This is a genomic window from Halococcus sp. AFM35, from assembly GCF_051195015.1.
Taxonomy (GTDB): domain Archaea; phylum Halobacteriota; class Halobacteria; order Halobacteriales; family Halococcaceae; genus Halococcus.
Map to the genome: position 1 here is coordinate 75,118 of NZ_JBNTJU010000011.1, position 24,616 is coordinate 99,733.

The 24,616-nt window shown below is 61.2% G+C and carries 27 protein-coding genes; 14 read left to right on the top strand and 13 right to left on the bottom strand.

Annotation, left to right across the window (positions count from 1 at the left end):
• Nucleotides 1-170 precede the first annotated feature (170 nt).
• From ACQUQO_RS10530 to ACQUQO_RS10540, 3 genes are read left to right on the top strand one after another with little or no spacing between them, the layout of a single operon-like run.
• Nucleotides 171-1,073: an AAA family ATPase gene (locus ACQUQO_RS10530; protein ID WP_435077958.1), complete on the top strand. Its 903-nt coding sequence runs from the start codon at nt 171-173 to the stop codon at nt 1,071-1,073.
• Nucleotides 1,073-2,362, top strand: coding sequence for a VWA domain-containing protein (locus ACQUQO_RS10535; protein ID WP_435077959.1), 1,290 nt, complete (start codon nt 1,073-1,075; stop codon nt 2,360-2,362). The genes ACQUQO_RS10530 and ACQUQO_RS10535 overlap by 1 nt, the downstream gene beginning before the upstream one ends.
• Nucleotides 2,359-3,501, top strand: coding sequence for an XdhC family protein (locus ACQUQO_RS10540; RefSeq protein WP_435077960.1), 1,143 nt, complete (start codon nt 2,359-2,361; stop codon nt 3,499-3,501). The genes ACQUQO_RS10535 and ACQUQO_RS10540 overlap by 4 nt, the downstream gene beginning before the upstream one ends.
• A gap of 146 nt (nt 3,502-3,647) precedes the next feature.
• Here ACQUQO_RS10540 and ACQUQO_RS10545 read toward each other — a convergent pair whose 3' ends face one another.
• A complete protein-coding gene (locus ACQUQO_RS10545) occupies nt 3,648-4,286 on the bottom strand; it encodes a TetR/AcrR family transcriptional regulator (RefSeq protein WP_435077961.1) in 639 nt (212 codons plus the stop codon).
• A 97-nt stretch (nt 4,287-4,383) separates the two neighbouring features.
• On the opposite strand from ACQUQO_RS10545, the gene ACQUQO_RS10550 reads away from it, so the two are divergent.
• The 3 genes from ACQUQO_RS10550 to ACQUQO_RS10560 are packed head-to-tail and all read left to right on the top strand — an operon-like array spanning nt 4,384 to nt 6,975.
• Nucleotides 4,384-5,397 (top strand): ABC transporter ATP-binding protein, encoded by a 1,014-nt coding sequence (locus ACQUQO_RS10550; protein ID WP_435077962.1) that lies wholly within the window; start codon nt 4,384-4,386, stop codon nt 5,395-5,397.
• Nucleotides 5,390-6,175, top strand: a complete 786-nt coding sequence (locus ACQUQO_RS10555) for an ABC transporter permease (RefSeq protein ID WP_435077963.1) — start codon at nt 5,390-5,392, stop codon at nt 6,173-6,175. The genes ACQUQO_RS10550 and ACQUQO_RS10555 overlap by 8 nt, the downstream gene beginning before the upstream one ends.
• Nucleotides 6,172-6,975, top strand: coding sequence for an ABC transporter permease subunit (locus tag ACQUQO_RS10560; protein WP_435077964.1), 804 nt, complete (start codon nt 6,172-6,174; stop codon nt 6,973-6,975). Before ACQUQO_RS10555 ends, ACQUQO_RS10560 begins: the two co-directional genes overlap by 4 nt.
• Nucleotides 6,976-7,108: 133 nt before the next feature.
• Here ACQUQO_RS10560 and ACQUQO_RS10565 read toward each other — a convergent pair whose 3' ends face one another.
• The 4 genes from ACQUQO_RS10565 to ACQUQO_RS10580 are packed head-to-tail and all read right to left on the bottom strand — an operon-like array spanning nt 7,109 to nt 11,380.
• Nucleotides 7,109-8,020, bottom strand: coding sequence for an MBL fold metallo-hydrolase (locus tag ACQUQO_RS10565; RefSeq protein WP_435077965.1), 912 nt, complete (start codon nt 8,018-8,020; stop codon nt 7,109-7,111).
• Complete coding sequence (locus tag ACQUQO_RS10570) at nt 8,017-9,402, bottom strand: UbiD family decarboxylase domain-containing protein (RefSeq protein WP_435077966.1); 1,386 nt, start codon at nt 9,400-9,402, stop codon at nt 8,017-8,019. Before ACQUQO_RS10570 ends, ACQUQO_RS10565 begins: the two co-directional genes overlap by 4 nt.
• The gene (locus ACQUQO_RS10575; RefSeq protein ID WP_435077967.1) at nt 9,399-10,886 is read right to left on the bottom strand and encodes a UbiD family decarboxylase; all 1,488 of its coding nucleotides are present in this window, start codon (nt 10,884-10,886) and stop codon (nt 9,399-9,401) included. The genes ACQUQO_RS10570 and ACQUQO_RS10575 overlap by 4 nt, the downstream gene beginning before the upstream one ends.
• Nucleotides 10,883-11,380 (bottom strand): hypothetical protein, encoded by a 498-nt coding sequence (locus ACQUQO_RS10580; RefSeq protein WP_435077968.1) that lies wholly within the window; start codon nt 11,378-11,380, stop codon nt 10,883-10,885. The genes ACQUQO_RS10575 and ACQUQO_RS10580 overlap by 4 nt, the downstream gene beginning before the upstream one ends.
• 123 nt (nt 11,381-11,503) lie before the next feature.
• Between ACQUQO_RS10580 and rdfA the strand changes: the two genes are divergently transcribed.
• The 4 genes from rdfA to ACQUQO_RS10600 all read left to right on the top strand — a co-directional run bounded on the left by rdfA (nt 11,504) and on the right by ACQUQO_RS10600 (nt 16,070).
• A complete protein-coding gene (rdfA, locus tag ACQUQO_RS10585) occupies nt 11,504-12,157 on the top strand; it encodes a rod-determining factor RdfA (RefSeq protein WP_435077969.1) in 654 nt (217 codons plus the stop codon).
• 38 nt (nt 12,158-12,195) lie between these two features.
• Entirely contained in the window at nt 12,196-13,980 is a 1,785-nt protein-coding gene (locus ACQUQO_RS10590; protein WP_435077970.1) for an archaea-specific SMC-related protein, read from the top strand.
• A gap of 39 nt (nt 13,981-14,019) precedes the next feature.
• Complete coding sequence (locus ACQUQO_RS10595) at nt 14,020-15,174, top strand: acyl-CoA dehydrogenase family protein (protein WP_435077971.1); 1,155 nt, start codon at nt 14,020-14,022, stop codon at nt 15,172-15,174.
• Between the two features lie 224 nt (nt 15,175-15,398).
• Nucleotides 15,399-16,070 (top strand): trimeric intracellular cation channel family protein, encoded by a 672-nt coding sequence (locus ACQUQO_RS10600; protein WP_435077972.1) that lies wholly within the window; start codon nt 15,399-15,401, stop codon nt 16,068-16,070.
• Nucleotides 16,071-16,301: 231 nt separating this feature from the next.
• On the opposite strand, the gene ACQUQO_RS10605 is transcribed toward ACQUQO_RS10600, so the two are convergent.
• Nucleotides 16,302-17,567, bottom strand: coding sequence for an amidohydrolase (locus ACQUQO_RS10605; RefSeq protein WP_435077973.1), 1,266 nt, complete (start codon nt 17,565-17,567; stop codon nt 16,302-16,304).
• 309 nt (nt 17,568-17,876) lie between these two features.
• Here ACQUQO_RS10605 and ACQUQO_RS10610 point away from each other — a divergent pair, with 309 nt between their 5' ends.
• Nucleotides 17,877-18,563, top strand: coding sequence for a DUF5058 family protein (locus ACQUQO_RS10610; protein WP_435077984.1), 687 nt, complete (start codon nt 17,877-17,879; stop codon nt 18,561-18,563).
• 1 nt (nt 18,564) lies between these two features.
• Nucleotides 18,565-19,335, top strand: a complete 771-nt coding sequence (locus tag ACQUQO_RS10615; RefSeq protein ID WP_435077975.1) for a hypothetical protein — start codon at nt 18,565-18,567, stop codon at nt 19,333-19,335.
• Nucleotides 19,336-19,547: 212 nt separating this feature from the next.
• Here the strand turns inward: ACQUQO_RS10615 and ACQUQO_RS10620 are convergent, their stop codons facing one another.
• From ACQUQO_RS10620 to ACQUQO_RS10645, 6 genes are all read right to left on the bottom strand, one after another.
• The gene (locus ACQUQO_RS10620; RefSeq protein WP_435077976.1) at nt 19,548-20,387 is read right to left on the bottom strand and encodes an enoyl-CoA hydratase/isomerase family protein; all 840 of its coding nucleotides are present in this window, start codon (nt 20,385-20,387) and stop codon (nt 19,548-19,550) included.
• A gap of 296 nt (nt 20,388-20,683) precedes the next feature.
• Nucleotides 20,684-20,872, bottom strand: coding sequence for a PaaD-like zinc ribbon domain-containing protein (locus tag ACQUQO_RS10625; RefSeq protein ID WP_435077977.1), 189 nt, complete (start codon nt 20,870-20,872; stop codon nt 20,684-20,686).
• Nucleotides 20,869-21,636 (bottom strand): Phenylacetic acid catabolic protein, encoded by a 768-nt coding sequence (locus ACQUQO_RS10630; RefSeq protein WP_435077978.1) that lies wholly within the window; start codon nt 21,634-21,636, stop codon nt 20,869-20,871. The genes ACQUQO_RS10625 and ACQUQO_RS10630 overlap by 4 nt, the downstream gene beginning before the upstream one ends.
• Nucleotides 21,633-21,842 (bottom strand): phenylacetic acid degradation PaaB family protein, encoded by a 210-nt coding sequence (locus ACQUQO_RS10635; RefSeq protein ID WP_435077979.1) that lies wholly within the window; start codon nt 21,840-21,842, stop codon nt 21,633-21,635. Before ACQUQO_RS10635 ends, ACQUQO_RS10630 begins: the two co-directional genes overlap by 4 nt.
• Complete coding sequence (locus tag ACQUQO_RS10640) at nt 21,839-22,210, bottom strand: metal-sulfur cluster assembly factor (RefSeq protein ID WP_435077980.1); 372 nt, start codon at nt 22,208-22,210, stop codon at nt 21,839-21,841. Before ACQUQO_RS10640 ends, ACQUQO_RS10635 begins: the two co-directional genes overlap by 4 nt.
• The gene (locus ACQUQO_RS10645) at nt 22,207-23,127 is read right to left on the bottom strand and encodes a Phenylacetic acid catabolic protein (RefSeq protein WP_435077981.1); all 921 of its coding nucleotides are present in this window, start codon (nt 23,125-23,127) and stop codon (nt 22,207-22,209) included. The genes ACQUQO_RS10640 and ACQUQO_RS10645 overlap by 4 nt, the downstream gene beginning before the upstream one ends.
• Before the next feature lie 173 nt (nt 23,128-23,300).
• On the opposite strand from ACQUQO_RS10645, the gene ACQUQO_RS10650 reads away from it, so the two are divergent.
• Complete coding sequence (locus tag ACQUQO_RS10650; protein ID WP_435077982.1) at nt 23,301-23,783, top strand: GNAT family N-acetyltransferase; 483 nt, start codon at nt 23,301-23,303, stop codon at nt 23,781-23,783.
• Between the two features lie 2 nt (nt 23,784-23,785).
• Entirely contained in the window at nt 23,786-24,070 is a 285-nt protein-coding gene (locus ACQUQO_RS10655; RefSeq protein ID WP_435077983.1) for a 2Fe-2S iron-sulfur cluster-binding protein, read from the top strand.
• Nucleotides 24,071-24,508: 438 nt separating this feature from the next.
• Here the strand turns inward: ACQUQO_RS10655 and ACQUQO_RS10660 are convergent.
• The coding region (locus ACQUQO_RS10660; RefSeq protein ID WP_435076700.1) for an aldehyde dehydrogenase family protein at nt 24,509-24,616 on the bottom strand (108 nt) is incomplete at its 5' end.

Consider the following 24,616-nt stretch of genomic DNA (forward strand, 5'->3'; position numbering starts at 1 on the left):
GACGAACGAGGACGAACTGACGAATCGGTTTTACGCTTCGGTGCGTTACGTGTGGCCGTGCCACAACTGATGTTCGATATCGAGTCACCTGCGCCGGTTCCGACCCCGCCGGGCGGTGTTCGCTGGCCGGTGTCATTGGCCGGTCGTTGCCGGCGGATGGTGGAGGGGGGATGAACGACGTAGCCAGCGGGTTCGGCGACGTGACCGAGGCCGACGTCCGGGCGGCCTTCGAGAGCGAGGCGTACGTCGCCGACGACGACATCGTTACCACCGTCGAGCTGGCGTTGCGGCTCGGCAAGCCGCTGCTCGTCGAGGGCGAACCGGGTGCGGGCAAGACCGAACTCGCCAAAGTCCTCGCAGGAGGGTTCGACGCCGAACTCCTCAGACTCCAGTGCTATGAAGGGTTGACCGCCGAGAGCGCGCTCTACGAGTGGAACTACACGAAACAGCTGTTGAGCGTGCAAAGCGAGGGCGAGGAGTCGGTGTTCGACGAGGAGTACCTGCTCGAACGCCCGCTGTTGAGCGCGCTTCGTGGCGGGGGGCGGCGCGTGCTGCTCATCGACGAGGTGGACAGAGCCGACGAGGAGTTCGAGGCGCTGCTGCTCGAAGTGCTGTCGGATTTTCAGGTGAGCGTGCCCGAACTGGGTACCGTGCGCGCGACGACGCCGCCAGCGGTGATTATCACCTCGAATCGAACCCGCGGACTGTCGGACGCGCTCAAGCGTCGGTGTCTGTTCTTGCACGTCGCGCCGCCGACGTTCGAGAAGGAGCGTGCCATCCTCGAACGCAAGGTGCCCGAACTCGATGATGCAGTCGCTGCCGAGCTCTGTGCGATGGCCGGACGGCTCCGCGAGGAGCCACTACTCAAACCACCCGGTGCGGCCGAGACCATCGACTGGGCGCGGGCGGTCGCCGCGCTGCGCGACGGACGGGACGGAACGCTCGACGACGAGACGGTCGAGCGCACGCTCGGCTGCCTCCTGAAGGAAGTCGAGGACATCGAGCGCGTCGACGACGACCTCCTCGCATCACTGCGCGAGGCTGCCGAGCGCGCCCGCGCGGAGGCCGACTGATGGCTGACACCATCGACCCCGCCGACCACGTGCGCGAGGAACTCGTGCGGTTCGTGCGCTCGCTCCGCCGGGCGGGCGCTTCCGTCCCCGCCAACGCCACCACGACCGCCGCCCGCGCGCTCGCCACAGTCGGATTCGACGACCGCGAGCGTGCACAGGTCGCCCTCCGGGCGTCGCTCATCACCGAGCACGGAGACGAGGCGACGTTCGACGACCTCTTTCCCGAATTCTGGCGGCGACTCACCGCTGGACTCGACCCGACCGGTCCTGCGGAGCGACCCGACGACACTCCGGACGGTGGTCTCGCACCGCTCGGAGCCGAAGTGGCCCCCGGCGAGCGCGCCGAATCCGGGGACGAATCGAATGATGAGCGTGATGGCGAGGGCGGGACGCGGAACGGGCTGGGGGCGGTCGTCGGTCGCGGTGCGGGCGAGGCGAGCGAGGAAGTCACGACGGCGCGGTACAGCCCGACGGGCCATCGGGAGGGAATCTCGCCGTTCGCCATCCCCGATGGGGAGGGATTCGACGATGCGTTCGACGCGTTGACGAGCGCGCTCGCGGAACTCGCGGGTCGGCGCTGGACCGGCGGCGCGGATACCCCTGACGTGCGGCGTGCGCTCCGGGCGAGCGTCGGCACTGGAGGGACGGTCGTGGACCTCCCACAGCGCGAGCGAGCGCGGACGGGGCTGCGGGTGCGCGTAGTCGTCGACGTGAGCCGCTCCGTGCTCGACGTCATCGAACGGCCGTTTCTGCTGCGATTCCTCCGGCGCGCACACGAGGCGTGGCGCGACACGCGGGTGTTCTTCTTCGATGAGGACCTCCGAGAGGTCACCGACTCCTTCGATGCACCGAGCTCGGATGCGGCGCTGGCTGCCCTCGAACGTGCCGAGACCGAGTGGGGCGGCGGCACGCATATCGGCGAGTCGCTCGAACGCCTCCGCACCGATTTCCCATACTCCGTCGACCGTCGGTCGGTGCTCGTCGTCGTCAGCGACGGACTGGAGATGGGCGACGTCTCGGCGCTCGAAACGGCACTGGCGGAACTTTCGGAGAGGGCGAGCGCAGTGCTCTGGTTGAATCCGCTCGCGGCCTCGCCGGAGTACGAGCCGAGCGCTCGCGGGATGGCCGTTGCGCTCCCGTATCTCGATGGGCTGTTCGCGTTCGCCGGGCCGGATGACCTCGCCGACCTCGCCCGGCAGCTCCGCCGGCAGGGTTCTCATGGGTCCATCGGCTACGAACACGACACATGGAGAACAGGACGACGAACGACGTATATGACAACGACATGACCGACACGAACTGGGAGATGGCCGAAACGGACGTATTGGCAGCAATCGGCGACACACTCGACCGGGAGGGCGAGGCGGTGCTTGCGACCGTCGTCGACGTTGAGGGCAGCGCGTATCGCCGCCCCGGCGCGAAGATGCTCATCACCGAGGACGGCGATGCCGGCAGCATCACCGCCGGCTGCCTCGAAGACGAGGTGCGTGGACTCGCAAGCGAGGTGCTCGACGCAGGCCGGCCGCGCATCGAAACCTACGACCTGATGGCTGACGACGACGTTTGGGGTCTCGGCATGGGCTGTAACGGTGTCATCACCGTGTTGCTCGAACCGCTCGGTGAAGGCTATCGGCCAGTCGTCGAGCGCGTGACGAACGGTACCGACTGTGCGGTCGTCACGGTCACCGGCGGCGACCACCCGTTCGGCGAGCGCGGACTTTACGACCCCGAAATCGGGTTTGCGGGCGACCTGCCCGAGTGGCTGACGACGGAGCTGGCCGAGCGGACGACCACGCTCCTCGAAGCAGGACAGAGTGAAACGGCGACGGTCGAGACCGATGAAGGCACCATCGAAGTGTTCGTCGACGGCATCGAAGCGCCCTCACGACTCGTCGTGGTCGGTTCCGGACCCGACGTGAATCCGGTGGTCGAACTCGCAGCGCGGGTCGGCCTCCGGACGACGGTCGTCGCCTTTCGCGGTGCGCTGTCGGCGGCGGACTTCCCCGCAGCAGATGCGGTTCGGACGACCTCTCCGTCCGAACTGCCCGGAACCGCCGCATTCGACGACGACACTTACGTAGTGGTGATGACGCACAACTTCATCGACGACCGCCTCGCGCTCGAAACACTCCTCGAAACCTCCGTGCCATACATCGGGTTGATGGGACCGCGCGAGCGCTTCGGGGAGATGGTCGACGAGCTCGCCGAGGAGGGCAGAACACTCATCCAAAACGACAGGGATCGCATCTACACGCCAATCGGTCTCGACCTCGGCGGCGACTCACCCTATCGCATCGCCTACAGCATCGTCGCCGAGGTGCTTGCAGTCGAAAGCGGTCGAACGCCGCAACACCTCACCGAGCGTGCCGGTCCGATTCACGACCGCCACGCCACCGGACGGGTCGACAGAACTTCGAAGGATGATTGATTCCACAAGCGAAACCGACAGACAGTGACCGCGCTCGGGACTGACAGAAGTGGCTACGCCGATTGCATCTCGCTGACCGAGACAAACCTGCCACAGAGACGAGAGCACGAAAATTTTCCCGACAGTTGGTTTTCGATTGAGCGAATTCATCCTTCGACTGTCAGTCCTCGTGCGAGAGTCGTAATCAGTGTGTCCTGCATGTGGTGGTAATATCCCTTCTCGATGCCCTCGAACTGTCCCTCGAATTGTTCGTATTCGTCCTTGTGGAGTACCAACAGGCCAATCGATGAGCCCATGATGCCCAGCACAGTGAGCGGGTCCATCTCGGAGAGTGGACCATCGCTTCGGTTCTGGATGTCTTCGATGAGCGGAACGAACTCCGCCATCTCGGTCCGAACGAGCTCGTCGAACTGCTCCGAAGACGTGCTTCCAATGATGTCTTGGTAGTTGCCTCGAATGACCGTTTGCTGGATGAACTCGTTCCCTTCGGCGAACTCGGCATAACACCAGAACAATCGCTTCAGCGCCTCTTGGGGGTCGGTGACGCCTTCGAGCTTCGACCGGACGGTTCCCATGTACTCCTGCAATTCACGTTCCAGAATCACGATGTAGAGGTCGGACTTCGCGTCGAAAAACTGGTAGAACGTCGGTTTCGCGATCCCGACTGGGTCCGTGATGTCCGCAACCGTCGTTTTCCTCGGCCCGTAGGTGAGCAATAATTCGCGTCCCGTCTCGATCAGCTCCTCTCGAATACGATCCCGTTCGTCGTCGCTGAAACCACGCATACTACCCCCTCAGGTCTGTGAATACATAATCAATTCGGTCATCAGGTATGAATATATGACCGAAACAGATATCTGGTTATAGAACTGAGTGTCGGGCATGGTAGCGATTGAAGTGAACGGTCTCACGAAAGACTACGGAAACGTTCGTGCAATCGAATCACTATCGTTTGCCATCGAAGACGGCGAGGTCTTCGGCTTTCTCGGACCGAACGGCGCGGGCAAGTCTACTACCATCCGCACGCTGATGGGGTTTCAGTCCCCAACCAGCGGCAACGCAACGGTGTTGGGCCACGACATCACCGACCGGAGTGCGATGATCGAGGCCAAGCGACAGGTCGGGTACATTCCCGCGGAGATGGGCTTCGACGAGGGCGTCACCGGGGAGCGATTCCTGCGCTACCAGGCATCGCTTAAGGGCGATACGCGCAGCGAGGAGCTGCTCGAACTGTTCGACCCGCCGATGGACCGCGAAATCGGCGAATATTCGACCGGCAACAAGCGCAAGCTCGCAGTCGTCCTCGCGTTCATGCACGATCCCGATCTCGTCATCATGGACGAACCCACCTCGGGACTCGACCCGCTGATGCAGGAACGGTTCTACGAGTTTATCCGCAACGAACAGGCCAAGGGCACGACGTTCTTCTTTTCGTCACATATCCTGAGCGAGGTCCAGAAGATCGCAGACCGGGTGGGCGTCATCCGCAACGGCCACCTCGTCGAACTCGAAGACGTCGAGACGCTGCTCGAACGCGGCGGCAAGCGCGTCTCGGTCCGCGTCGCCGAACCCGTCGGAGCCGGCGCGTTCGCCATCGACGGCGCACACGACGTGAGCGTCACCGGCGACGAACAGCCGACCCAACCGACCGCGACCGATGGCAGCGGAGACGCCCCACCGAGGGAGAGCGAGGACCCCCCGTCGGGCGGCCGTGACGGGACGAGCGTGAGCTTCACCTACACCGGCGATTACAACGCGCTGCTCTCCCACCTCATCGGGTACGACGTTCTCGACCTCGACATCGAGGACGCCCCGCTTGAAGACGTGTTCATGCGTTTCTACGGTGAGGTCGACCCCGACCGCGAGCCGAGTATTGAGGGGCAGGCGAATGTTTGAGGTCGCACGCTACGAGGGCGAGCGGAAACTGGTGCTCGGGACCACTATCGCAATCGCGGCGAGTTTCTACGGCGCGATGTTCGTCGCGCTCTCGCCTGCCTATTCCGACTTCGACCTCGAAGCGGTCTTCAGTGACTTCCCCCCACAGTTCACCGAGGGATTCGGTCTGGAAGCGTTCAACACCCTTCCGGGGCTGCTCGCGGTCGAACTCTATCAGTTCGGTTGGATACTCGTGCTCGGTCTCTATCTCGCCTACACCGCTGCTGGACTGGTCGCGGGTGACATCGAAACGGGCCGGATGGATACCCTCCTTTCCGCGCCGATTTCTCGAACGAGGCTCGTCGGCGAGGAGTTCCTCTCCATGCTGGTGCCGATCCTCGCGGTCAACGCCGTCACTCCTATCGTGCTCTACGTCGGGTCGGTACTCATCGACGAACCGCTCGATGTCGTCGATCTCGTCGCGCTTCACGCGCTTGCGGTGCCGTATCTGCTGTGCTGTGCGGCGGTCGGGTTCGTACTCTCGGTGTTTCTCGGGAACGAGAGCCTCGCTCAAAACGCCTCGGTCGGCGTGCTCGTGGTGGCCTTTCTCGTCGAGACGGTGTTCATCGGCACTGACCTGGAGTTTCTCGGCGTTCTCACGCCGATGAACTACTTCGACCCGACCGCAATCCTCGTCAACGGCACCTACGACTTCGCGGGCGCAGGAATCCTGCTCGTGGCCACAGTCGTGCTGGTTCTCGCCGGTCAGTGGCGATTCGGGAGGATGGACATCCAATGACCCTCGACGTGCTGCGTTACGAAGGAGAGCACCGACTCAAGAGTGCGCTCGGCATCAGCGTCGCGTTCGCGCTGCTGGCCCTGCTGTTCGTCGCGTCCGCTCCGCTGATCACGACCAACGTCGCGGCCAGCGCCCAGTTCAAACAGGTCATGGCGGAACTGCCTCAACCATTCATCGAGGCCTTTGGCTTGGAGAGCATGACGAGCCTCGAAGGACTGCTCGCCGGGGAGTTTTACACCTTGATGTGGGCGGTGTTCTTCGGTCTCTACCTCGCATACAGCGCGGCGGGGTCGATTCGGAGCGATATCGACGAAGACCGGATGGACGTGCTGCTTGCGAATCCAGTCTCACGAACGAGCGTCCTCATCGAGAAATTCCTCGCACTATTGGTGCCGATTCTCGTCGCCAGCGTCCTCACGCCGGCAGCGATCTACGTCGGCACGCTGTTCATCGGGCCGTCGATAGCCATCGAGGAACTCGTCATGGTCCACGTGCTCGCAGTGCCGTATCTGCTGTGCTGTGGAGCCATCGGGCTGGTCTTGTCGGTGCTTCTCGACGACACGGACACCGCCCAGAACGCGGCTATCGGCGTGCTCTTCGCACTGTACCTGTTGCAGTCGTTCATCCCTGTGACCGAGTACGGCTGGCTGGCGAACATCGCGCCGATGACCTACTTCGACGCGAACGAGGTCCTGCTCGAAGGGACCTACGACTTCACGAGTGCGGCCATCCTGCTCGCTGCCACACTCGTATTGCTAGCTGTGAGTCAGTTCCACTTCACGAGAATGGATATTCAGTAAGCCGAGGAATCTCGTGCTGATATTTTTGACAAATTCGACTCCACCTCCTCTTGTAGGCCTTGCGATGCAGACTGTCCCGTCGCCCGACTTCCCAGGAGTTCTGAACGACAGTTTGTGTACGTCTCGTGGATACCTATGGCAGTAGGCTAACCCGAAGCGGAGTGGTCCCGACACGTTCGATGTCGCCCACGGATTCGAGATGGGAGAGGTGAGCGACTACTTCTCCAGTGCCCATTTTGGCGTGGATACCGTTCATCTCGCCGAAGAGGTCCGTCGCTATCTCCCACGGCGTAACGGGTCCAGCATCGTCGACAACAGTCTTGATGGTTTCCGCCCGAGTGGCGTTGTGGTCCCGAATTTCGTCGATACGCGATGAGAGGTCGACATCTGCCCCATGGCCGGGATACGGAGTGATATCGTACTCTCGTAACCGCTCAAGTGTGCGTTCGTACGTCGCTAGCGCGTTTTCGACTCGCGTATCGCTGCCGCCGACGTTCGGCGTGTACGTCGGGAGGACGGCGTCGCCAACGAAGAGTGCTCGTTCCGTGTGGAATGCGGCATGACCGAGCGTATGACCCGGCGTGTGGAGCAACCGGAGGCCAGCGATCTCCTCGCCGTCGGTGTGAGATTCCGTCGGGAACGATGCAGGAAGCGGCGAGGGGCGGTCATTGTCGATAACTGCCGCTACGATGTCCGACGGGACACCCCACCGTTCTAGACGCTGCTTGTCGCGGACGAGTCGTTGTTTCCGTTCCCGGTCGTATTCCCCGACAAGCGCCGCGTCGGATTCGTGAAGATGGAGCGATGCGTCCGCCGCCTCGGCAAGCCTCGGTGCGAGCCCAGCGTGATCGATATGCCAGTGAGTGACTAGGACGTGGTCGACCGCATCGAGACCACACCCATCGCCGAGACCATCACGAAGCGTCCGCCATGCCGTTTCACCCGGTGGACCGGGATCAATGACGACACCCCGGTCAGGAAGGACATACGTGCTGTTCGCTCCTTCGAGGCTCGCACCGTCGTGAGCGATGCGGTGGACGCTCATCTGTTCCCCCGAAACGGTTTTTCAAACCCGAGGTTCGACCACTGCTCGCGTACCGTCTCGCGAACGTCTTCCGGGAAGGACGACTCGAACGTTACGCGAGGTGCGATGTACGTCTCGTCCCACCGGGGGTCCCACGTCGCGTTGACGTAGAGACGCGACCCGGTCTCTCCCGTCTGCCGATACGACGGGATGGTCGCCGCCGGAGCCGATGGGTCGCTGAACTCCCAGTCGTGGGATGGATGTGCACGAACCCACATATCGTCGAACGCTCGTGAGAGATCGGCTGGTCGAACGCCTTTATCCAGGACGACGACCTTATCGAACAGCCGCGAAAACGAAAACAACGTATTGACGAGCTGCCATTCGAAACCTGCATAGAGGATTTCGCTCGCGACGAGACACATCCCGAGCCCGGTTTCGGCCGGCAGCGCGACCCATTCGACCGGTTCGACGCCCCAGTACGAGTTGATACGTGCATGCAGCCGTGCCGACTCGACGATGGACGAGAGCTGCACGTCGTCGGAGAGCGATGCATGGACCGGCGTGAACGGAACGATGGGGTCTTCGCGCGCCGCCACGTTCGTGACATCGATGTGAACGGCCGCGGTTTCGACTGCGGACTCCCATACTGCGCGGTCATCCGTTGGTTCGGTATCGGGCGGTGTGGCCGTTCCGTCAATGACGAGTTCCGCCTCCGCTGGCACCTGACCGCCAGCAGACGATGCGACGGGGAACGGATCGACCGCCGCGGCGATCTCGGGAGCCTCCGCCAGTGTTCGATTACTTGTGGCATGTACGTGCGCGGTAATCAACGACGCAGCCGGGACCCCGCTGACCACCGTGACCGGTGTCTCGGCGAGTCGTCCGGCTGCTGATTCGGGAACGACACCGCGAAGTTCGTCGCCGCCACGAACGGTTCCTTGCATCGGTACCCAGACAGTGCCATCTTCGGTTTGATACGCCAACAGGCAGAGCGTGACCGCGGGGCAGTCGGTGTCACCGATGGTGGGTAATCCGAGCGAGTATAGCTCGGTATCTATCGGTGTCGCTTCGAGTTCCGTCTCCGTGACGCTCGTTCGTTCGAGGCCAATCTCACTAACAGTATCGAGACAGTTGCTGTATGCTGTGTCTCTCTTTCCGATTCCATATACGATTCTTGACCACGGTTTCCGCGACCGAGATTGCATCCGGTCCGGGCCGCCATAGACGCCACTCGCAAGTCGAACGGTACCCGGCGTGTCCTCGAAAACGACTGCCGGTCCGCCGTGTTCGGCCGCCTCGCGGCCGACGGCCGCGACGTCCGTCCAATGAACGCGCGGTTCCACGTGGAGTAGGTCGTCCACGGTTTCGAGCGTTTCGAGGTGTGTACGTAACGATGTCATTGGCCGTTCTCCGTCAGATCGAACGTATGAGACTCCATCCCCGCCTCACGGAGGATTTCCTGTGCCCGTTGGTTCGTACCCGCTGTCACATTCGGGTTCGATTCGTCGCTCCGCGTCGCATCGATATACGCCTTTGCGGTCTTCGCCTTCGAGGTGCCGGTTTGTGCGTTCCCTTTTTCCTCCGGCGTTTGGTAGATGTTGAGCGGGACTTTCGGCATGGTTTCGACGCCGAACTGATGGAAGTCCTCATTCGGATCGGCCCTGACGGCGATGGCCTCGAGGACCGCACGCGTGTTTAGCGGATCGACGTCCGCGTCGACGAAGATGAAGAAGTCGATGTGGAGCATTCCCCACGTCGTGAAGATGAAGTTCGCGAGGTCGTGGAGGTGACCCGGACGGGTACCGTCGGTTGCGACGACGTACACCGTTCGCGGAGTGAACGGCCAGGGCGCGAGCTTCGTGACGTCGAAGCCGGCCGCTCGGAGTCCAAGCGTCGCATCCGGACCGACACACGCCACCTCGCGGGAACTCGTCGTGTTTTCTGTATACCCAGTGCCGCTGCCCTCGACACAGAACGGGAGTATCGGATCGCTTCGGTGGGTGATTGCATCGACCTGTAGCACCGGCATCGACCGGCGTGGCCCGTGCATGTAGCCGAAATACTCGCCGAACGGACCCTCGTCTAGTCGAGTGTCGGGAACGACGTGGCCTTCGATGACGAGTTCCGCGGTTGCCGGGACGAGCAGGTCGTTGGTTTCACACTCGACCAGTTCGACTGGTTCCTCTTTCAGCCCGCCTGCGTACTGTGCTTCGTCTTTTCCAGTCGGAATCCACATGACCGAGGCACACTCGACGGCCGGTTCGGCTCCGACAGCGATGGCAACGGGCATCGCTTGGTTTCGACGCTCGTATTTGTAGTAATAGAGGTTCGGCGTCTGCTCGCCAGCGAGAAACAGGAGGCTCGCCTTCGTCCCGTCGTGTATCATCGCGCGGTGATACGACCAATCGAGCCACGAGGAGTCCGGGTCCGACGCGACCACGGTCTGTAAATTGGAATACCGACCTCCGTCACCGGCGTGAATAAATGGCCATGGAAACGCGAACAAGTCAGGATCCGTTGTATCAACGATTTCCTTACATGATGCGTCGCTCCGGGCGATGGTCGTGGGCTGAACCGGCGACTGAAGTCGGCGAATGATTTCGTCGTAGTAGTCGTCGCTGCTCTGGTCTCCGGGGAGCCCGAGCGCCATCGCCAACCGGTCCCACGGCCTGGCCTGCGTGCCGCGATACGGGTCGCCGACGAGACGTGCGTGCGCGTTCGAGCCCGCGACGGATTCGAAAAGCGGGATGCGCTCGTCCGCCTCGTTGGCCGCCATGGTGATTGCACTCGCCTCCAGATTCCACGACACGTCCGTGCTGATTCGATTCAACTCGTCGTGTTCGTCAAGCGTTTCGAGGTACTCGCGGAGGCTGTGAGCGGTCATTGTTGGTCACCGTCCAGCATGGCGGTCAGGTCCTCGCGGTCGAGCTCGGCCCGCACGTCCGCGTACGCTTCGATGAGGTCCGAGTGCTCTTTCGAGAGACGTTCGAGCAGGATTTCACGAACGCCCTCCGAAACCGACCCGTACTCGCCAACTTCGACGAGATATATCAACAGCGACCGGAGGTCGTCCGACCGCGCACTGACGATGTTCGATTCGTCGCGGCCCCGTTCGATGCTGTCGCGGAGAAGCTCGCGGTCTATCTCCCGTCCAGTAATCTCTTCGTCAAGAACGTCGACGTACCACTGTTCTTGAACGTTTTCGTGCGGGCCGCGAACGACGGTGAGCGGAGCGGGGTCGGTCAGCTCGTCGGGTTCTTCCGCGATTTTCGCGCGCGTTTCGAAGATTTCTTTGGTTTCCTTGTCCGTAATCTGGATGGTTACCTCTTCGTCCGGCAGTTCTGCCAGTTCGTCTTCGGAGGTGACGTATTCTTGCATACTCTCCAGTATATAGGTCTGTTCGTTCACTCTCGCCGAAGGAGGATAAACCCTTCTACGGTCCATTCGATGTCGTCTTCGAAAGTGAAGCGGCCTTGTGGCTCCAATGTATACGTTCAATCGATGACTTCCCGGCAGCGCTGCAAGGTCGACCGCGCGTTGGAGAAGTACGACCTCGATCTGGCCGTCGAGGGATATGACACAGCCGACGAATACCTGCTCGCCCGATGGAACGGGACGGACGGACGCTCGGCCGACGGCTATCGACCGCTGGCCGACTGGTTCAACAAGCGACTGCTCAAGTACGCCTATGACGAGGGCGGGCGGGATGCGACCGGCACTCGTCTCCAGAGCGAGTACGACGCTCTCACGGGCGACGACGAACTCGTTCGAGAGGAGGTCGCCGACGACCTCAGAATGGACGGCATCGACGTGGACGACGTTCTCGACGATATGATCTCGTGGAGTACGATGCGCCACCACCTCAAGAGCTGTCTGGCAGGCGAAAAGGACCGCCCCGACTCGACCACGGAGTGGGAACGACGGAGCGTCGATATCGCTCGCAACCAAACCAGCGAGAAGGTCGATGACGCACTCAGCTCGCTCGATTCGAAAGGACGACTCCCCGGCGGCTCACGCGCCGACATCTCAGTCAATGTACAGCTTCAATGCCCGGTGTGTCACGTTCGCGTTCCGTTCGACGAGGCGCTCGCACGGGGCTACGTCTGTGAGGAGCATCTGCCGAGCACCGAGAACGGAACGGAAGCGAATGGGTAATACTGATAGAGATGCGAGAGGAAAACACGACCATATCTATGACATGGGAACTACACCTCCGAAACATCGCTGGCATTCGTGAGGGCGAGACGAGGCTCGAACCGGGACTCAACGCCGTTCGCGGAGCCAACTGGCAGGGAAAGTCGAGCCTGCTCCACGGCATCGAGACGGCGATGGGCACCGAGAAGCCCTTGACCGAGGGCGAAGCCAATGGGCAGGTGGACCTTTCGACGCCGGAGGAATCGACGGTCGTCGAACTCGCTCGGGAGAACGGCACCGTCACGAAAACCGGCGAGCCGTATCTCGAAGACGACTACACGCGTACCTGCGCATCCCTGTATGCGTTTCTCGGGACGGACAACGAGGTGCGAGCGGCGGTTCGACGGGACGAAAACGTAGAGGAAGTCCTCACGCGCCCGCTCGACCTCGAAAACATCGACGAGAAGATCGCCGACCGAAAGGACGAACGACGACAGATCGAGGCGGAACTCGGCCGAGCGAAAGAGGCAGCGACCGAGCTCCCATCGCTCGAAGAGGAGCTGACACGACTCGAAACGCGACAGGAGCAACTCAGGGACGAACGTGACGAACTCGAACGTCCCGAGGAGGGGTCCGACGAGAGCCAGGAGGAACTGACCGACGCTCGCGCCGAGCGCGACGAAGCCGCCCAACGGGTCGAACGGCTCGAAGCCACCATCGAGCGGACGGCAGCCAAACTCGAAGAGCGACGGGACGAACGAGAGAGCCTCACCGTGCCGGAGACGAACGTCGACTCCGACCTCGCGGACGAGCGGGAGGCGCTGTCGGACGTGCGCCGCAAGCTCGACCTGTTGGAGACGGTCTATTCGGCGAACAAACGCATCCTCGACGAGGACCATCTCGAACTGGTGTCCGACGTTGACCGGGGGCTCGTCGAAGATACCATCTCCTGTTGGGTATGCGGAAACGACGCCACGACCGACGACATCGAATCCAGCGTGGTCGCGCTCGGAGAGCGCGTTGCGGAACTCCGTTCGACGGTAGCCGAGCACGAACAACGCGTCGAGGAACTGGAGGAGACACGTCAGGAAGCCGAGCGAGCGGAGCGACGAAAGCGCGACCTCGACGACGAAATTGCGGACCTCGAAACGAAACTCGCCGACAGAGAGGAGAGCCTCGAACGTGCAACCGAACGGCACGAACAGCTCGCAGGCCGGGTTGAGACCCTCTCGGAAAGCGTTGCGGCGGAGAACGAACGTCTCACCGAGGTCGAAAGCGACATCAGGCTCCTCACTGTCGACTACGAGGAAACGAAAGAGCGCATCGAAAAACTGGAAGCACGGGCCGAACAGCAGTCGAATCTCGAATCGGAATACGAATCGCTGACGGACGACATCGAGCAGCTTCGCAACCGCAAGGACGAACGCAAACGTCGCACGCGAGAGGCCTTCGATGCGGCGATTCGGGACATCCTTCCGAAATTCAACGCCGGTTTCGAAACTGCTCGGCTCACGAGCGATTTCGACCTCGTCGTCGCCCGCGAGGGCCGGGAAGCGAGCCTCGACGCGCTCAGCGAGGGCGAACTCGAACTGCTTGGCATCCTCGTCGCGCTCGCCGGCCACGAGGCCTTCGGCGTCGCCGAGGACGTTCCGGTCATCCTGCTCGATAGGCTCGGCGCGCTCTCTGACGAAAACCTCCACCTCCTCGTCGAGTATCTCCGCGACCGTGCCCCGTATCTCGTCTTCACTGCCTACCCCGAGTACGACGAGTTCGACGCGAACGAAATCAGCCCCGAAACGTGGCGCGTGGTCTCGAACGACATGGAGTATCCGTCGCCCCGCTGATTCAGTCGGATTTAATAGCCATGCCCGCGGGACACAGATATGAGCCTCGTCGAGAGGGCGCTGACGGCGGAGCACCGCGAGATACGGGAGACGGCCGAGGCGTTCGCCACCGAGGTCGTCGCGCCGCGCGCGAACGAAATCGAAGACACTGACGAGTTCCCGCGCGACGTGATGGAGGCGGCGGGCGACTATGGACTGCTGGGAATCCTCCTGCCGGAGGAGCACGGCGGTCTCGATTCGGACTTCCTCTCGTACTGTCTCGCGGTCGAACGCGTCGCCGAAGAGAGCGGCGCTGTCGCCGAAAGCATTCAGGGCCACACCTTCGCCGCGCTGCCAATCGCGCGCTTCGGGACCGAAGCGCAGCGAGAACGGTACCTCGAACCCATGAGTACGGGTGAATCGGTCGGCGCGATGTTGCTCACCGAACCCGGTGCCGGCAGTTCGCCGACCGAACTCGAAACCGTCGCCGAAGAACACGACGGAGGTTATGCGGTTTCGGGCGAGAAGGCCTTCGGAACCAACGCCGGTGTCGCCGACGTCCACCTCGTCGTCGCCAGAAAGCAACCCAAACCGGACGATTCTCACGGTGTGAGCGTGTTCCTCGCGCCCAGTGTCGATGACGCCGTGGGCTTTTCGTTCGACCGCGCGGAGTTCATGGGGATGCGTGGACACGTCACCGGTGACACGCATCTCGATGGAGTAGCCGTCGATGAGGGCGCAGTACTTGGCGATATCGGCGAGGGTTTTCGGATTGCGATGGGGACCATCGATATGGCCCGCACGGGGTTGGGAGCTATCGGCGTGGGGATTGGGCGGGCGGCGTTCGACCGCGCAGTGGAGTACGCGGGCGCACGCGAACAGGGCGGACAGGCCGTCGGAAACTATCAGGCAGTGCAGGTGCTCGTCGCCGACATGGATGCGCGTCTCGACGCCGCGCGCCACCTCGTCTATGCCTCGGCGGCCACCATCGCCGACGGGGATGGGGACACCCGCCGGTCCAGCAAGGCGAAGTTCGTCGCCAGCGACGTCGCCGAGTTCGTCACCCGCAACGCGATGCAGGTCCACGGCGGGAAGGGCTACCGAACCGACCTCCCACTGGAGCGGTACTACCGCGATGCGCGCATCCTCGGCATCATCGGCGGCACCACCGAGATTCAGAAGACGACCGTCGCAACGCAGGCGCTCGACCTGTAAACCGGGGTCGGCTACGTAGATCTGTCGTGATACACGTGATATTTGGCCTATTCATATACTCATATCGACCGTGTATTGGAACTCTACCCATCTGATTTCTGGTTGGAATGAAAATAGGCAACTCGATTTCAGAATCTAGCTCTCAGGCAATCATTGGACGGTGAAGTGCTATCGTGGAGGATCAATGCGTAGCTCTCAATATACTCGCTTTCGAAGGTAAAGTGATGAGTCCGGCCCTCGGTGAAGTACTGTTCGGTGACCCATTCGCCGTGATGAACACGGTCGGACTGGTCGCGTTCGCGCTCGTCGGGTCGGCGAAGGCGATTCGTGAAAAGTTCGATCTGTTCGGGATCACTGTCGTCGGTCTTTCGATGGCGTTCGTGGGCGGGGTGACGCGAGACATCCTCGTAAATCGTGTTCCGTTGGCACTCCAATCATCAATCGAGATCAGCCTCGGACTGCTCGGTGTTGGCTTAGCGGTCGGATTGAGCATCATGCTTGATTCCCCGGACGAGCATCTGGTTTCGGTTCTCGCCGACGCCGTCGGGCTTGCGGCGTTCGCCACGACTGGTGCGACCGTCGCAACGGATGCTGGCGTGTCCGCGTTCGGTGTCGTCGCTGTCGCGACGATCAACGCGGCCGGTGGCGGCGCGTTCGCGGATATCCTTCTAGATCGTTCCCCGTTTATCCTCTTCGAGGACTTTTACGCGAGCTGTGCCGCGCTGGGCGGGAGCGCATACTGGCTCGTGATTACTGCTGGCGGGGCCGATAGTGTCGCCTCGGCAGCGTGTGCAGTGGTGACTGTCGGGATACGACTGGCTGCAATCAACTACGGCTGGGGACTCCCTGAAGCACAGATACTGGGACTGGCACGGGAAAAAGGCGACGACCGATAACGCGATGTAGTGACTGATACTGTCGGTCAGAAATGCTTCATCGGCGTCGTTGGGGCCTCATAATCGACCGAGTGGACCGAGCCGATGACTGATGGGTTTCCGACCGCCAGTATGAATCTGCCCGACTCAGTCAGGACGTCACGGTCCTGTGTATCGCTGTATGCGCGGCTGTGTCGTGATTCCGAACTCGACGCACCGTCGCAGAGGTCTGACGACGGGTCCGTCGAGGTGTTAGGAGAGGAGTTCGAGCGCCGTGTTCGAGAGAATCGAAACGCCAATCGGGAGGCTCTCCTCGTCGATATCGAACGTGGGCGTATGGTGGCCGGTTGGATTGCTGGCACCGATACCGATGAACGTCGCCTGCCCGCCGTTTTCCTGCACGGCCTTCATGAGATACGTGACGTCCTCGCTCGCTCCGAGGGTGTCTCGCCGGACGACCGACGATATGTCATCGATATCATTCCCAATCGAACTAACGAGATCGACCAACTCCTCGTCAGAGTCCCGCCGAATCGACTCGCCGATGACTGATGTGTCCACGGTACACTCGTGCATCTCCGCCGCGGAATCGAGGCAGCGATACACCGAATCACGCATGTATTCCATCAGTTCGGTGGATTCGCCACGAACCTCTACCTGGGCGGTTGCGTGGTCCGCAATCACGTTCGTGGCGTTGTCGGCTCGAACGTTGCCGACGTTCACGCGTGTGGCACCCGCTTCGTGGCGAGGTATGCCGTAGATGTTGTCTATCGCTGCCACCAGTGCTTGCACTGCGTTGCGACCGTTGTTCGGTTCCAAACCGGCGTGTACGGATTCTCCCTCGAACGTGACATCCAGTCGGGAGAGGGCGAGCGCCCCGTCGAGACCCGCGACCACGGTTCCAGTCGGGTTGTCGAGTCCGACATGAGCACCGAGTAGATGGTCTATGTCGTCGATGTGCGGTCCTGCGGCCATCGCCTTTCCGCCCCCGAGGAGTTCCTCGGAGGGCTGAAAGAACACCGTGAACGTTCCTTCGAACTCACTTTCGGCGACCGTTTTGAGGGTTCCCAGACCGAACGTGATGTGCGAATCGTGCCCGCACGCGTGCATGAACCCCTCGTTGGTCGACCGGAACCCTTCGCTCGCGGGTACGTGTCCATCGTCGGACGATTCGTTGATCGGGAGCGCATCGATATCGGCACGCAGACCGACGGACGGTCCGTCGCCGCGGTCAACGACGGCGACGACGCCCGTGTTTCCGCCCTCGGTCTGCTCCAAGACATCCGTTCGGTTCGTCTTCGATTTCGCCTTCTCGAACCAGCGGTCCAACTCTTCGTCATCGGGAACGCCCAATCGCTCATCGGTATCCACTGCGGCAGGCCCGACGTGTATCTCGTCCGCTCCGATCCGTTCGAGTTCTTCGACGATCCTCACCGTGGTCCAGAACTCGCGCCATCCCGGTTCCGGGTACTGGTGAAACTCACGCCGTAGTTCGGTCAAATAGTCGTCTTCCGGCATGTTCGTACCACAGGTGTCGAGTATATAGTAATTGTGGCTTCCTTGCAGCCAGACATTTCCGGCGTGCTCGTTTTTGCATTGGCCGTTCGAGGTGTGAACGGTGACCACGGTCGTGATTCGTAGGGTGGTGAATCCCTTCGGAGGACGGATGGCAATGACTTTACCGACCAGCACCGATCCATTGGGAAAGAACGTTTATAATACATCGGCAGTTTTATCATGCATTTCTCTGATGGATAATCCGTCATGATAGAGTGGCAAACCATACCACTGGTGCCAGCATACATGGACGTTGCCAACAGTCCGTGGATGTGGTTCGCATCAGTACCAGTGGTGATAGTCGTACTACTACAAGCGGGGTTGTTCCTTCGACGTGCATGGGACGTCGGTGGAGATGTGGGGTTGTCGGATGAGCAATTGAAGAGCGGGTTGAGAACCGGCGTGATTTCGGCTATCGGGCCGGCGATAGCGGTTTTGGCCGGAATGTTGGCGTTGATAGCAACTGTCGGCGGTCCAATCGCATGGATGCGTCTCTCCGTCATCGGCTCAGTAGCGTTCGAGTTGCCGGCTGCCGAACTCGGGCTTGCGCAGTTCGGCTACGGGTTGGGCGACAGTGGGATCACTGAACAGGCGTACGCGACCGCAGTCTGGTCGATGATTCTCGGCGGAACGGGCTGGTTGCTCGTCTCGGCGCTCGGAACGCCGTATATGGAAACGGCCAGACAGAAGATCGGCGGCAACAACGAAAACCTCATTCCAATCATCAGTTCCGCAGCGATGCTCGGAGCCTTTGCCTACTTCCTCACCGGAGAAATCCCGGCAGGTACTCCGGAGACCGGTTCCGTTGCCGCTGGCGGATTGGTGATGCTCGGACTGCTCCGTCTCGCTGATGAACGGGACATTCAGTGGCTTCGGGAGTGGGCATTGGGAACGGCGATGGTGGTTGGCCTGTTCGTCGGGCTGGCGATCCAACTGACGATTGGGAGTTGGTGGTAAGATGGGAGAAACGACGGAAACTGGTGGGATAGCGGAAACGACGGAAACTGGTGGGATAGCGGAAACGACGGAAGATGGTAGTGGGGCTTACGAGAACAGCTTCATACCATATATCAACAAGTGGGGGCGGAGAACCAATCTCCTCGCGGTGGTGTTGTCCCTCGTTCCTGGAGTGGTCTTGCTCACGGTTTTCGATATCAATCCTCCCGTCGGCGCAATCGTCGGTGCGTTCATCTCAGTGGCAGTCACGTTCGGTCTGATGTGGTTCGTCGAACCGATTTCGTACTATCCCGTCTTGGGGATTCCGGGGACGTACATGGCGTTTCTGTCCGGCAATATCTCGAATCTGCGGTTGCCGTGCGCTGCTGCAGCGCAGGAGAGTGCCGGCGTCGAGACCGGGACACGACAGGGGTCAGTCATCTCGACGATAGCAATCGCTGCATCAGTCGCTGTCAATATAACCATCCTGACGGTGGGGGCGCTTGCCCTCGTGTCTGCCTTCCAAGCACTGCCGGAGCTGTGGCGAAACGCACTCGAATCCTATTTGGTGCCGTCGATATTCGGTGCGATTTTCGCACAGTTCGCACGAGACTATCCGAAAGTGGCGGGTGTTGGATTCACGTTCGCATTGGCGATGACGCTGCTGATGGAATTCGGGCTGCTGTCGTTCCTCCCTGGTGTGCCGCTGTATGCGATAATCATCGTCTCCGTGTTTGGAACGATATTCGTCGCTCGCTGGATGTGGCTGAACGGTATGATCGACTCCTCCTGATACTGTCGCTCAGTACTGTCTAGGTCCTTGACCACCTCGTTGGGTATCGAGACCGGTTGAGACGCAAAAACACGTTGTAGTCCGGGCGGCCTCCCCCCCCCCCCCTGTGGCGAGTGAGACTGACAAATCGGTCGAACGATATCGGCCAGTAAACCACAATCCAAACACAGCGGGGACGACGCGGATGTCTTCCCGCACTGCTCAGTCGCTCGTCAGCGCTCGTCTTCCGGTTTCGCGTCCTCGCCGAGTTCGGCCTCGACGAAGTCCGGGTCGCGGTCTTCGAGGAACGCGCCGATTCCCTCCTCGGCACCGGGCGTTTCGAAGAGCTGGTTCTGGAGTTCGCGCTCGTGGGCGAGGGCGTCCCAGAGCGGGAGTTCCATGCCCTCGTTGACCGCGAGCTTGTTGAAGCCGATTGCGCGATTCGGCTTCTCGACGAGCTGCTCGGCGAAATCGAGCGCGGCGTCTTCGAGTTCTTCCGGTGGGTGCAGTTCGTCGAAGAGACCCTCGTCCGTGGCTTCTTCCGGTGCAATCGGCTCGCCAGAGACCATCATCCGCATGGCTTTCGACCGACCGATGGTGCGCGGAAGGAGTTGTGTACCCGCCTCGCCCGGGATGAGACCGAGGTCGACCTCCGGGATGCCGATGTTGTAGTCCGCATCGTCGCCGACGAACCGGAAGTCACAGGCGAGGGCGAATTCGAGACCGCCGCCCATGCAGTGGCCGTCGACGGCGGCGATGAAGATGGTGTCCGTCGTCCGCATCTTCATGATGACTTCCTTGCTCGTCTGGCTGGCCTTCCCGATGTGGCGGCCGGTCTCGTCCTGCAGGGCTTGGATGTCGTAGCCCGTCGAGAAGAAGTCCTCGTTGGCGCTCGCGAGGACGGCGACGCGAACCTCGTCGTCGAACCGAACGGCCTCGACTGCGCGCTGCAGTTCGAGGATCATGTCGAGGTTGTGGGCGTTCACGGGCGCTCGGTCGAGCCGAAGGATGCCGACGTGCCCGTCCATGCTAGCACTGAAGTTCTCTAGGTCGAGCTCGCTAAACGATTCCATGCATGAGGAAAATCAGCACGTTACTACAAAAACCTTCCTGTTGAAGCCACTCGGTACTGCAACGGAGAACAGTTGTCGCTACTATCAATCCGAAATTCGTTCACAAGGCGGTGGCGCGCGGGAGCACGCGGAGCGTGCGACTCGCGCGAGGGATGACTGAGCGGAGTGAGCGAAGCGAACGACGCGAAGGAATCGGCTGGGGAGGGTGTGGCCTGCGGTTCTCATTTGTACCATGATTTGCGGTCTCAGGATAAGGAACCGCCGCTACCGAAGCCCAAGAGAGTCGAAAACCCGAATTAGCGCCCGGTGCCGGGGCGTTTGCCGTCGTATTTCAGCCGCTCGAACACCGTCCGACAGTTGTGACAGTAGTACTTGCTCTTCGAGATTTCTGATCCGAACGCCGACTCTCTGGTGACGTCGGTCGATTCACAGAACGGACAGGCCGGCTGTGGCGTGTCGTTCCGTTCTTCGGTCATGGCACTCATTGGATCCTGAACATCTCGTTTTCCACGCCCGTGAGCGAATCGACCACCGACTGGGAGATGGCACCGCTCCCGACGCGCCGTCGTGTTGCGTCCCATTCTTCGGCTGCTGGCGCGTCCCGGTCGATTCCATCGAGCGACACCGCCGTCGGATCAAGGCGCTCGTCGAAGTACGAGAGGAACGCCTCGCGGAGGTCGGCGGCCGAACGGTCGGTGAATCCCGATTCGACGAGCGGGTCCGTCTCCTCGTCGTGGTCCGCCGGGCCGATGAACGCGAGCGCGTCCGGTATCGTGGACTCCAACACGTCCTGTAACTCCTCGGGGTTCTCCTCGGCGAGCGTTTCCAATCGCGCGTCGAGGTACTCCAGATGGAAGAACTCGTCCTCACCGATCTTCTGGACCATTCCCTCGAACTCCTCGTGGGTGATCGAATCCAGCAGATACCACGTCGCGCGGTCGGCCGCGGCGGCCGAACCCAGAAATTCGACCCACGACTCGCTGGTGTCGTCGAGGCAGGCGGCGTTCCGGAACTCCTCGGGGGCACGATTGCCTTCGAGCCAGTCGCTCTCGCGGCCCTGACCTTCGAGGAGCCGAATCAACTGGCGGACGTGACCCACCTCGTCCTGTGCCGCGCTCGCACCGCCGATGTCGTCCTCTAGCGATGGGCCGTTCAACATCCACTCGGCGTAGCGGTGTGAGAGGACGAGTTTCGTGTCGGTGATGGCTTGGACGAACTCCACGGTCGAATCGGACCACTCGTCGCTCACGAGGAGCCTCCCGTCGACGGAGCGACTCGGTCCTGTTCGACTTCGAGGACGTGTTCGCGGCGCACGACGGCCATGTAGTCCCAGTCCTCCTCGTCGTAGGCCGTCCGGGCGAACGACCGCGCCAGCGTGTCCGTGTCGGCCTCGACCCGCCCGACGTGGATGGTCTCGTCGCCCGCGTTGAGCCGCGCGAACACCTCGTATTTCATAGACTGATACCCGCCTCACGCATCTTCTCGCGCACCTCAGGGGTGAGCATCTCCTTCGACCAGACCGGGTCCCAGACGATGTCGATTTCGACGGTATCCACGTCCTCTTCGACGGTCAACATCCCTTCGATGTCGCCCTGAATCATGTCGTAGGCCGGACAGCCCATGCACGGGAACGTCATTTCCACCGTGACATCGCCGCCGTCCGCTTCGATGTCGTAGATCATCCCCATCTCGACGAGGCTCACCGGGATGTGCGGGTCCGGAATCTCGTCGATGAGTTTCCAGTAGCGTTGTTCGGACGCCGAGGTGTTCTCGTCGGGACCGAACGGGGTTCCGTCGCCGAGTACGGATCGAGTCGTGCTCATGCGGGAACGTTCACCTCACCGGATTGGAGCATGTTCACGTACTTTTCGTTGGCGGGACCGCGGCTGCGCCAGCGGTCGATCATGTCGGACCCAGAGATGGGGTCGTCGAACCGCCAGTCCTTGTCCTCTTCGACGAACGCGACGGGCCAATCGTATTCGGGGACGTACTCGTCGCTCTCCTCGTCGTAGTGAGCCGGGGCGTCGAGACCGATCTCCTCCAGCATCGGTACCGTTCGCGAGAGCCAGTCCTGCCGGAGTTCGTCGTTGCTCTTGCCCTTGATACGGTATTCGAGCTGGTCGTCGTGTTCTTTCTGGTCGTCGGGCATCCCGAACCACTCGACGCCGATGGGGAACATCCAGTCGACCGCCTCCTGCATCGCCTGTTTCGTCTTCCCGCCTTTGTTCGCCAGACGGCTCATCCACGTCTTGCCGTGGCGGAGGTGGAACTGCTCTTCCTTGCTCACCTTCGTCAGTGCACGCTTCCACGGGGCATACGAGGTGTTCTCGTGGATGTCTCCCAACAGCACGATACCGGCGCGGTCCCAGAGACCGTGGGCGGTCACGAGTTCGGCGAAGTTCTCGATGGGTTGGTCGAACCCGTACGTGTTCCTGAACTCGTGGGGTTCGCGCCCGTAGATGAGTTCCTCGCGGCTGACGCCGAGGTCTTCGAGCAGGCGGTAGGCGATGTGGCCGTGGCCGAGCTCGTCCTGAATGACGCTGACGCAGGACGTGCGCGCGTTGAGGCTCGGTGCCTGCATCGACTGCTCGTAGTACGCCGGCGCGCTCATGTACTCGGTATCGCCGGAACTGATGAGTATCGTCGTGAGCGCATCCTTGTAGCCCTCGGTCATCTCGTCGACCGACTCGATCATCTTGCCGTCCTGAAGGGACTCTTTGAACTGTTTTTCGCTAACCATGGCTCGATCTCACACCCGGTTCTTGCGGTTCGGTGGGTAAAAGCTTTACTCCGTTTGCATGAACACGGATACCGACTGAGGCCTTCGTCGACCTCCCTCCCTTGGAACGTCTTGATGTCACGACGAACGTGATATCGGAACAAGCTTTAAATCATCGTGCTCAAACGTAGGGTATGGACGTCGATATAAGGCAGGCCAACCGCGATGATGGCGAACGGCTTCTCGAACTCTGGCACGGGTTTACTGCCCATCTCTCGGAGTACGACGAGCGCTATAGTCACGAAGACAGCGCCGACGAGCGATGGGTCTCGTATTTCGAAAACCAACTGCTCGATTCGAAGTATGGTACCGTCATCGTTGCTGAAGCCGACGATGAACCTGTTGGCGTGCTCGAAGCGCGCGTGATGGGAAACCACCCCCTCTTTCGGCTGGAGAATCATGGACAGATTCACGGTCTGTACGTCGTCGAGGAACACCGCGGACACGGCATCGCAAGCGCCCTCCTCGACGAAGCCGTCGAGTGGCTCACCGAACCACCGCGAGAGATCGACTTCTTCCGCATCACCGCCATGGACGGAGACGAAGCCGCTGAAGAAGTCTATCGGGAGAACGGGTGTGTGCCGGTCGAACACGTCTACGAAAGACGGCTCGACTAACGATGTCGGAGACACACGAGGTCGAGTTCGTTGACGAGGATGTTACCCTTGAGGTCTCCGAAGACGAATCCATCTTGGAGGCGGGCGAGGAGGCGGGTCTCGACCTTCCCTATCAGTGCCGGATGGGCGTCTGCGGCGTCTGCTGTGGCAAGCTAGTCGATGAGGGCGATATCGAACAGATCGAGGGAATGTTCCTCTCGGACAGCGAGAAAGAGGAGGGGTACGCCCTGACGTGTATCGGGCGTCCGCTCTCGGATTTGGAAATCGAGACCAACTCCAGCCCGTAACGGCATCTTCTGATTTTCGGTCGTGGTTGGCGTCGCCAGCCACTGGCATGTGATCCACGACAGACCATACCGCAGTCACTGGCTCGGGCCACTGCTGTTTACATCAATTGTAAACAAGATGCGTTATCTAACACAAGCTTAGCGTGTGTCGGTATTTCCAACACAGTCTAAGGGTGTGTTATCAGAGACTTGCCTTTCGTGGTGGCTGAAGAGAACAACGCTATATTTCCTGCAACGGCCGTTCATTGACTGTTGCTTCACTCACAAAACCGTGTTCGCGCTCGATATGGCGATGGCGAGGTGTAAACATTCCTTGAAAACGATACTGTTTACAGAGATGGAGATGGGCAGTTTCACTCGAACGAATCACTGAATCCGCAAAACTGTGGAACGGCTCGCTCTCGTTCCGGGCCGATAGCCCGATAAGCTGCGACGCCCTCAGAGATTCATGTTGATAGTCTTGGTCTGGGAGTAGTGGTCGAGGGTCTCCTCGGCCTGCTCGCGGCCGATACCTGACTGTTTGTAGCCGCCGAAGGGCTGGCCCGC

Bases quoted from the DNA above. Each gene is read 5' to 3' on its own strand.
- ACQUQO_RS10530 (WP_435077958.1), top strand. From the start codon at position 171: ATGAACGACGTAGCCAGCGGGTTCGGCGACGTGACCGAGGCCGACGTC.
- ACQUQO_RS10535 (WP_435077959.1), top strand. From the start codon at position 1,073: ATGGCTGACACCATCGACCCCGCCGACCACGTGCGCGAGGAACTCGTG.
- ACQUQO_RS10540 (WP_435077960.1), top strand. From the start codon at position 2,359: ATGACCGACACGAACTGGGAGATGGCCGAAACGGACGTATTGGCAGCA.
- ACQUQO_RS10545 (WP_435077961.1), bottom strand. From the start codon at position 4,286: ATGCGTGGTTTCAGCGACGACGAACGGGATCGTATTCGAGAGGAGCTG.
- ACQUQO_RS10550 (WP_435077962.1), top strand. From the start codon at position 4,384: ATGGTAGCGATTGAAGTGAACGGTCTCACGAAAGACTACGGAAACGTT.
- ACQUQO_RS10555 (WP_435077963.1), top strand. From the start codon at position 5,390: ATGTTTGAGGTCGCACGCTACGAGGGCGAGCGGAAACTGGTGCTCGGG.
- ACQUQO_RS10560 (WP_435077964.1), top strand. From the start codon at position 6,172: ATGACCCTCGACGTGCTGCGTTACGAAGGAGAGCACCGACTCAAGAGT.
- ACQUQO_RS10565 (WP_435077965.1), bottom strand. From the start codon at position 8,020: ATGAGCGTCCACCGCATCGCTCACGACGGTGCGAGCCTCGAAGGAGCG.
- ACQUQO_RS10570 (WP_435077966.1), bottom strand. From the start codon at position 9,402: ATGACATCGTTACGTACACACCTCGAAACGCTCGAAACCGTGGACGAC.
- ACQUQO_RS10575 (WP_435077967.1), bottom strand. From the start codon at position 10,886: ATGACCGCTCACAGCCTCCGCGAGTACCTCGAAACGCTTGACGAACAC.
- ACQUQO_RS10580 (WP_435077968.1), bottom strand. From the start codon at position 11,380: ATGCAAGAATACGTCACCTCCGAAGACGAACTGGCAGAACTGCCGGAC.
- rdfA (WP_435077969.1), top strand. From the start codon at position 11,504: ATGACTTCCCGGCAGCGCTGCAAGGTCGACCGCGCGTTGGAGAAGTAC.
- ACQUQO_RS10590 (WP_435077970.1), top strand. From the start codon at position 12,196: ATGACATGGGAACTACACCTCCGAAACATCGCTGGCATTCGTGAGGGC.
- ACQUQO_RS10595 (WP_435077971.1), top strand. From the start codon at position 14,020: ATGAGCCTCGTCGAGAGGGCGCTGACGGCGGAGCACCGCGAGATACGG.
- ACQUQO_RS10600 (WP_435077972.1), top strand. From the start codon at position 15,399: ATGAGTCCGGCCCTCGGTGAAGTACTGTTCGGTGACCCATTCGCCGTG.
- ACQUQO_RS10605 (WP_435077973.1), bottom strand. From the start codon at position 17,567: ATGCCGGAAGACGACTATTTGACCGAACTACGGCGTGAGTTTCACCAG.
- ACQUQO_RS10610 (WP_435077984.1), top strand. From the start codon at position 17,877: ATGTGGTTCGCATCAGTACCAGTGGTGATAGTCGTACTACTACAAGCG.
- ACQUQO_RS10615 (WP_435077975.1), top strand. From the start codon at position 18,565: ATGGGAGAAACGACGGAAACTGGTGGGATAGCGGAAACGACGGAAACT.
- ACQUQO_RS10620 (WP_435077976.1), bottom strand. From the start codon at position 20,387: ATGGAATCGTTTAGCGAGCTCGACCTAGAGAACTTCAGTGCTAGCATG.
- ACQUQO_RS10625 (WP_435077977.1), bottom strand. From the start codon at position 20,872: ATGAGTGCCATGACCGAAGAACGGAACGACACGCCACAGCCGGCCTGT.
- ACQUQO_RS10635 (WP_435077979.1), bottom strand. From the start codon at position 21,842: ATGAAATACGAGGTGTTCGCGCGGCTCAACGCGGGCGACGAGACCATC.
- ACQUQO_RS10640 (WP_435077980.1), bottom strand. From the start codon at position 22,210: ATGAGCACGACTCGATCCGTACTCGGCGACGGAACCCCGTTCGGTCCC.
- ACQUQO_RS10645 (WP_435077981.1), bottom strand. From the start codon at position 23,127: ATGGTTAGCGAAAAACAGTTCAAAGAGTCCCTTCAGGACGGCAAGATG.
- ACQUQO_RS10650 (WP_435077982.1), top strand. From the start codon at position 23,301: ATGGACGTCGATATAAGGCAGGCCAACCGCGATGATGGCGAACGGCTT.
- ACQUQO_RS10655 (WP_435077983.1), top strand. From the start codon at position 23,786: ATGTCGGAGACACACGAGGTCGAGTTCGTTGACGAGGATGTTACCCTT.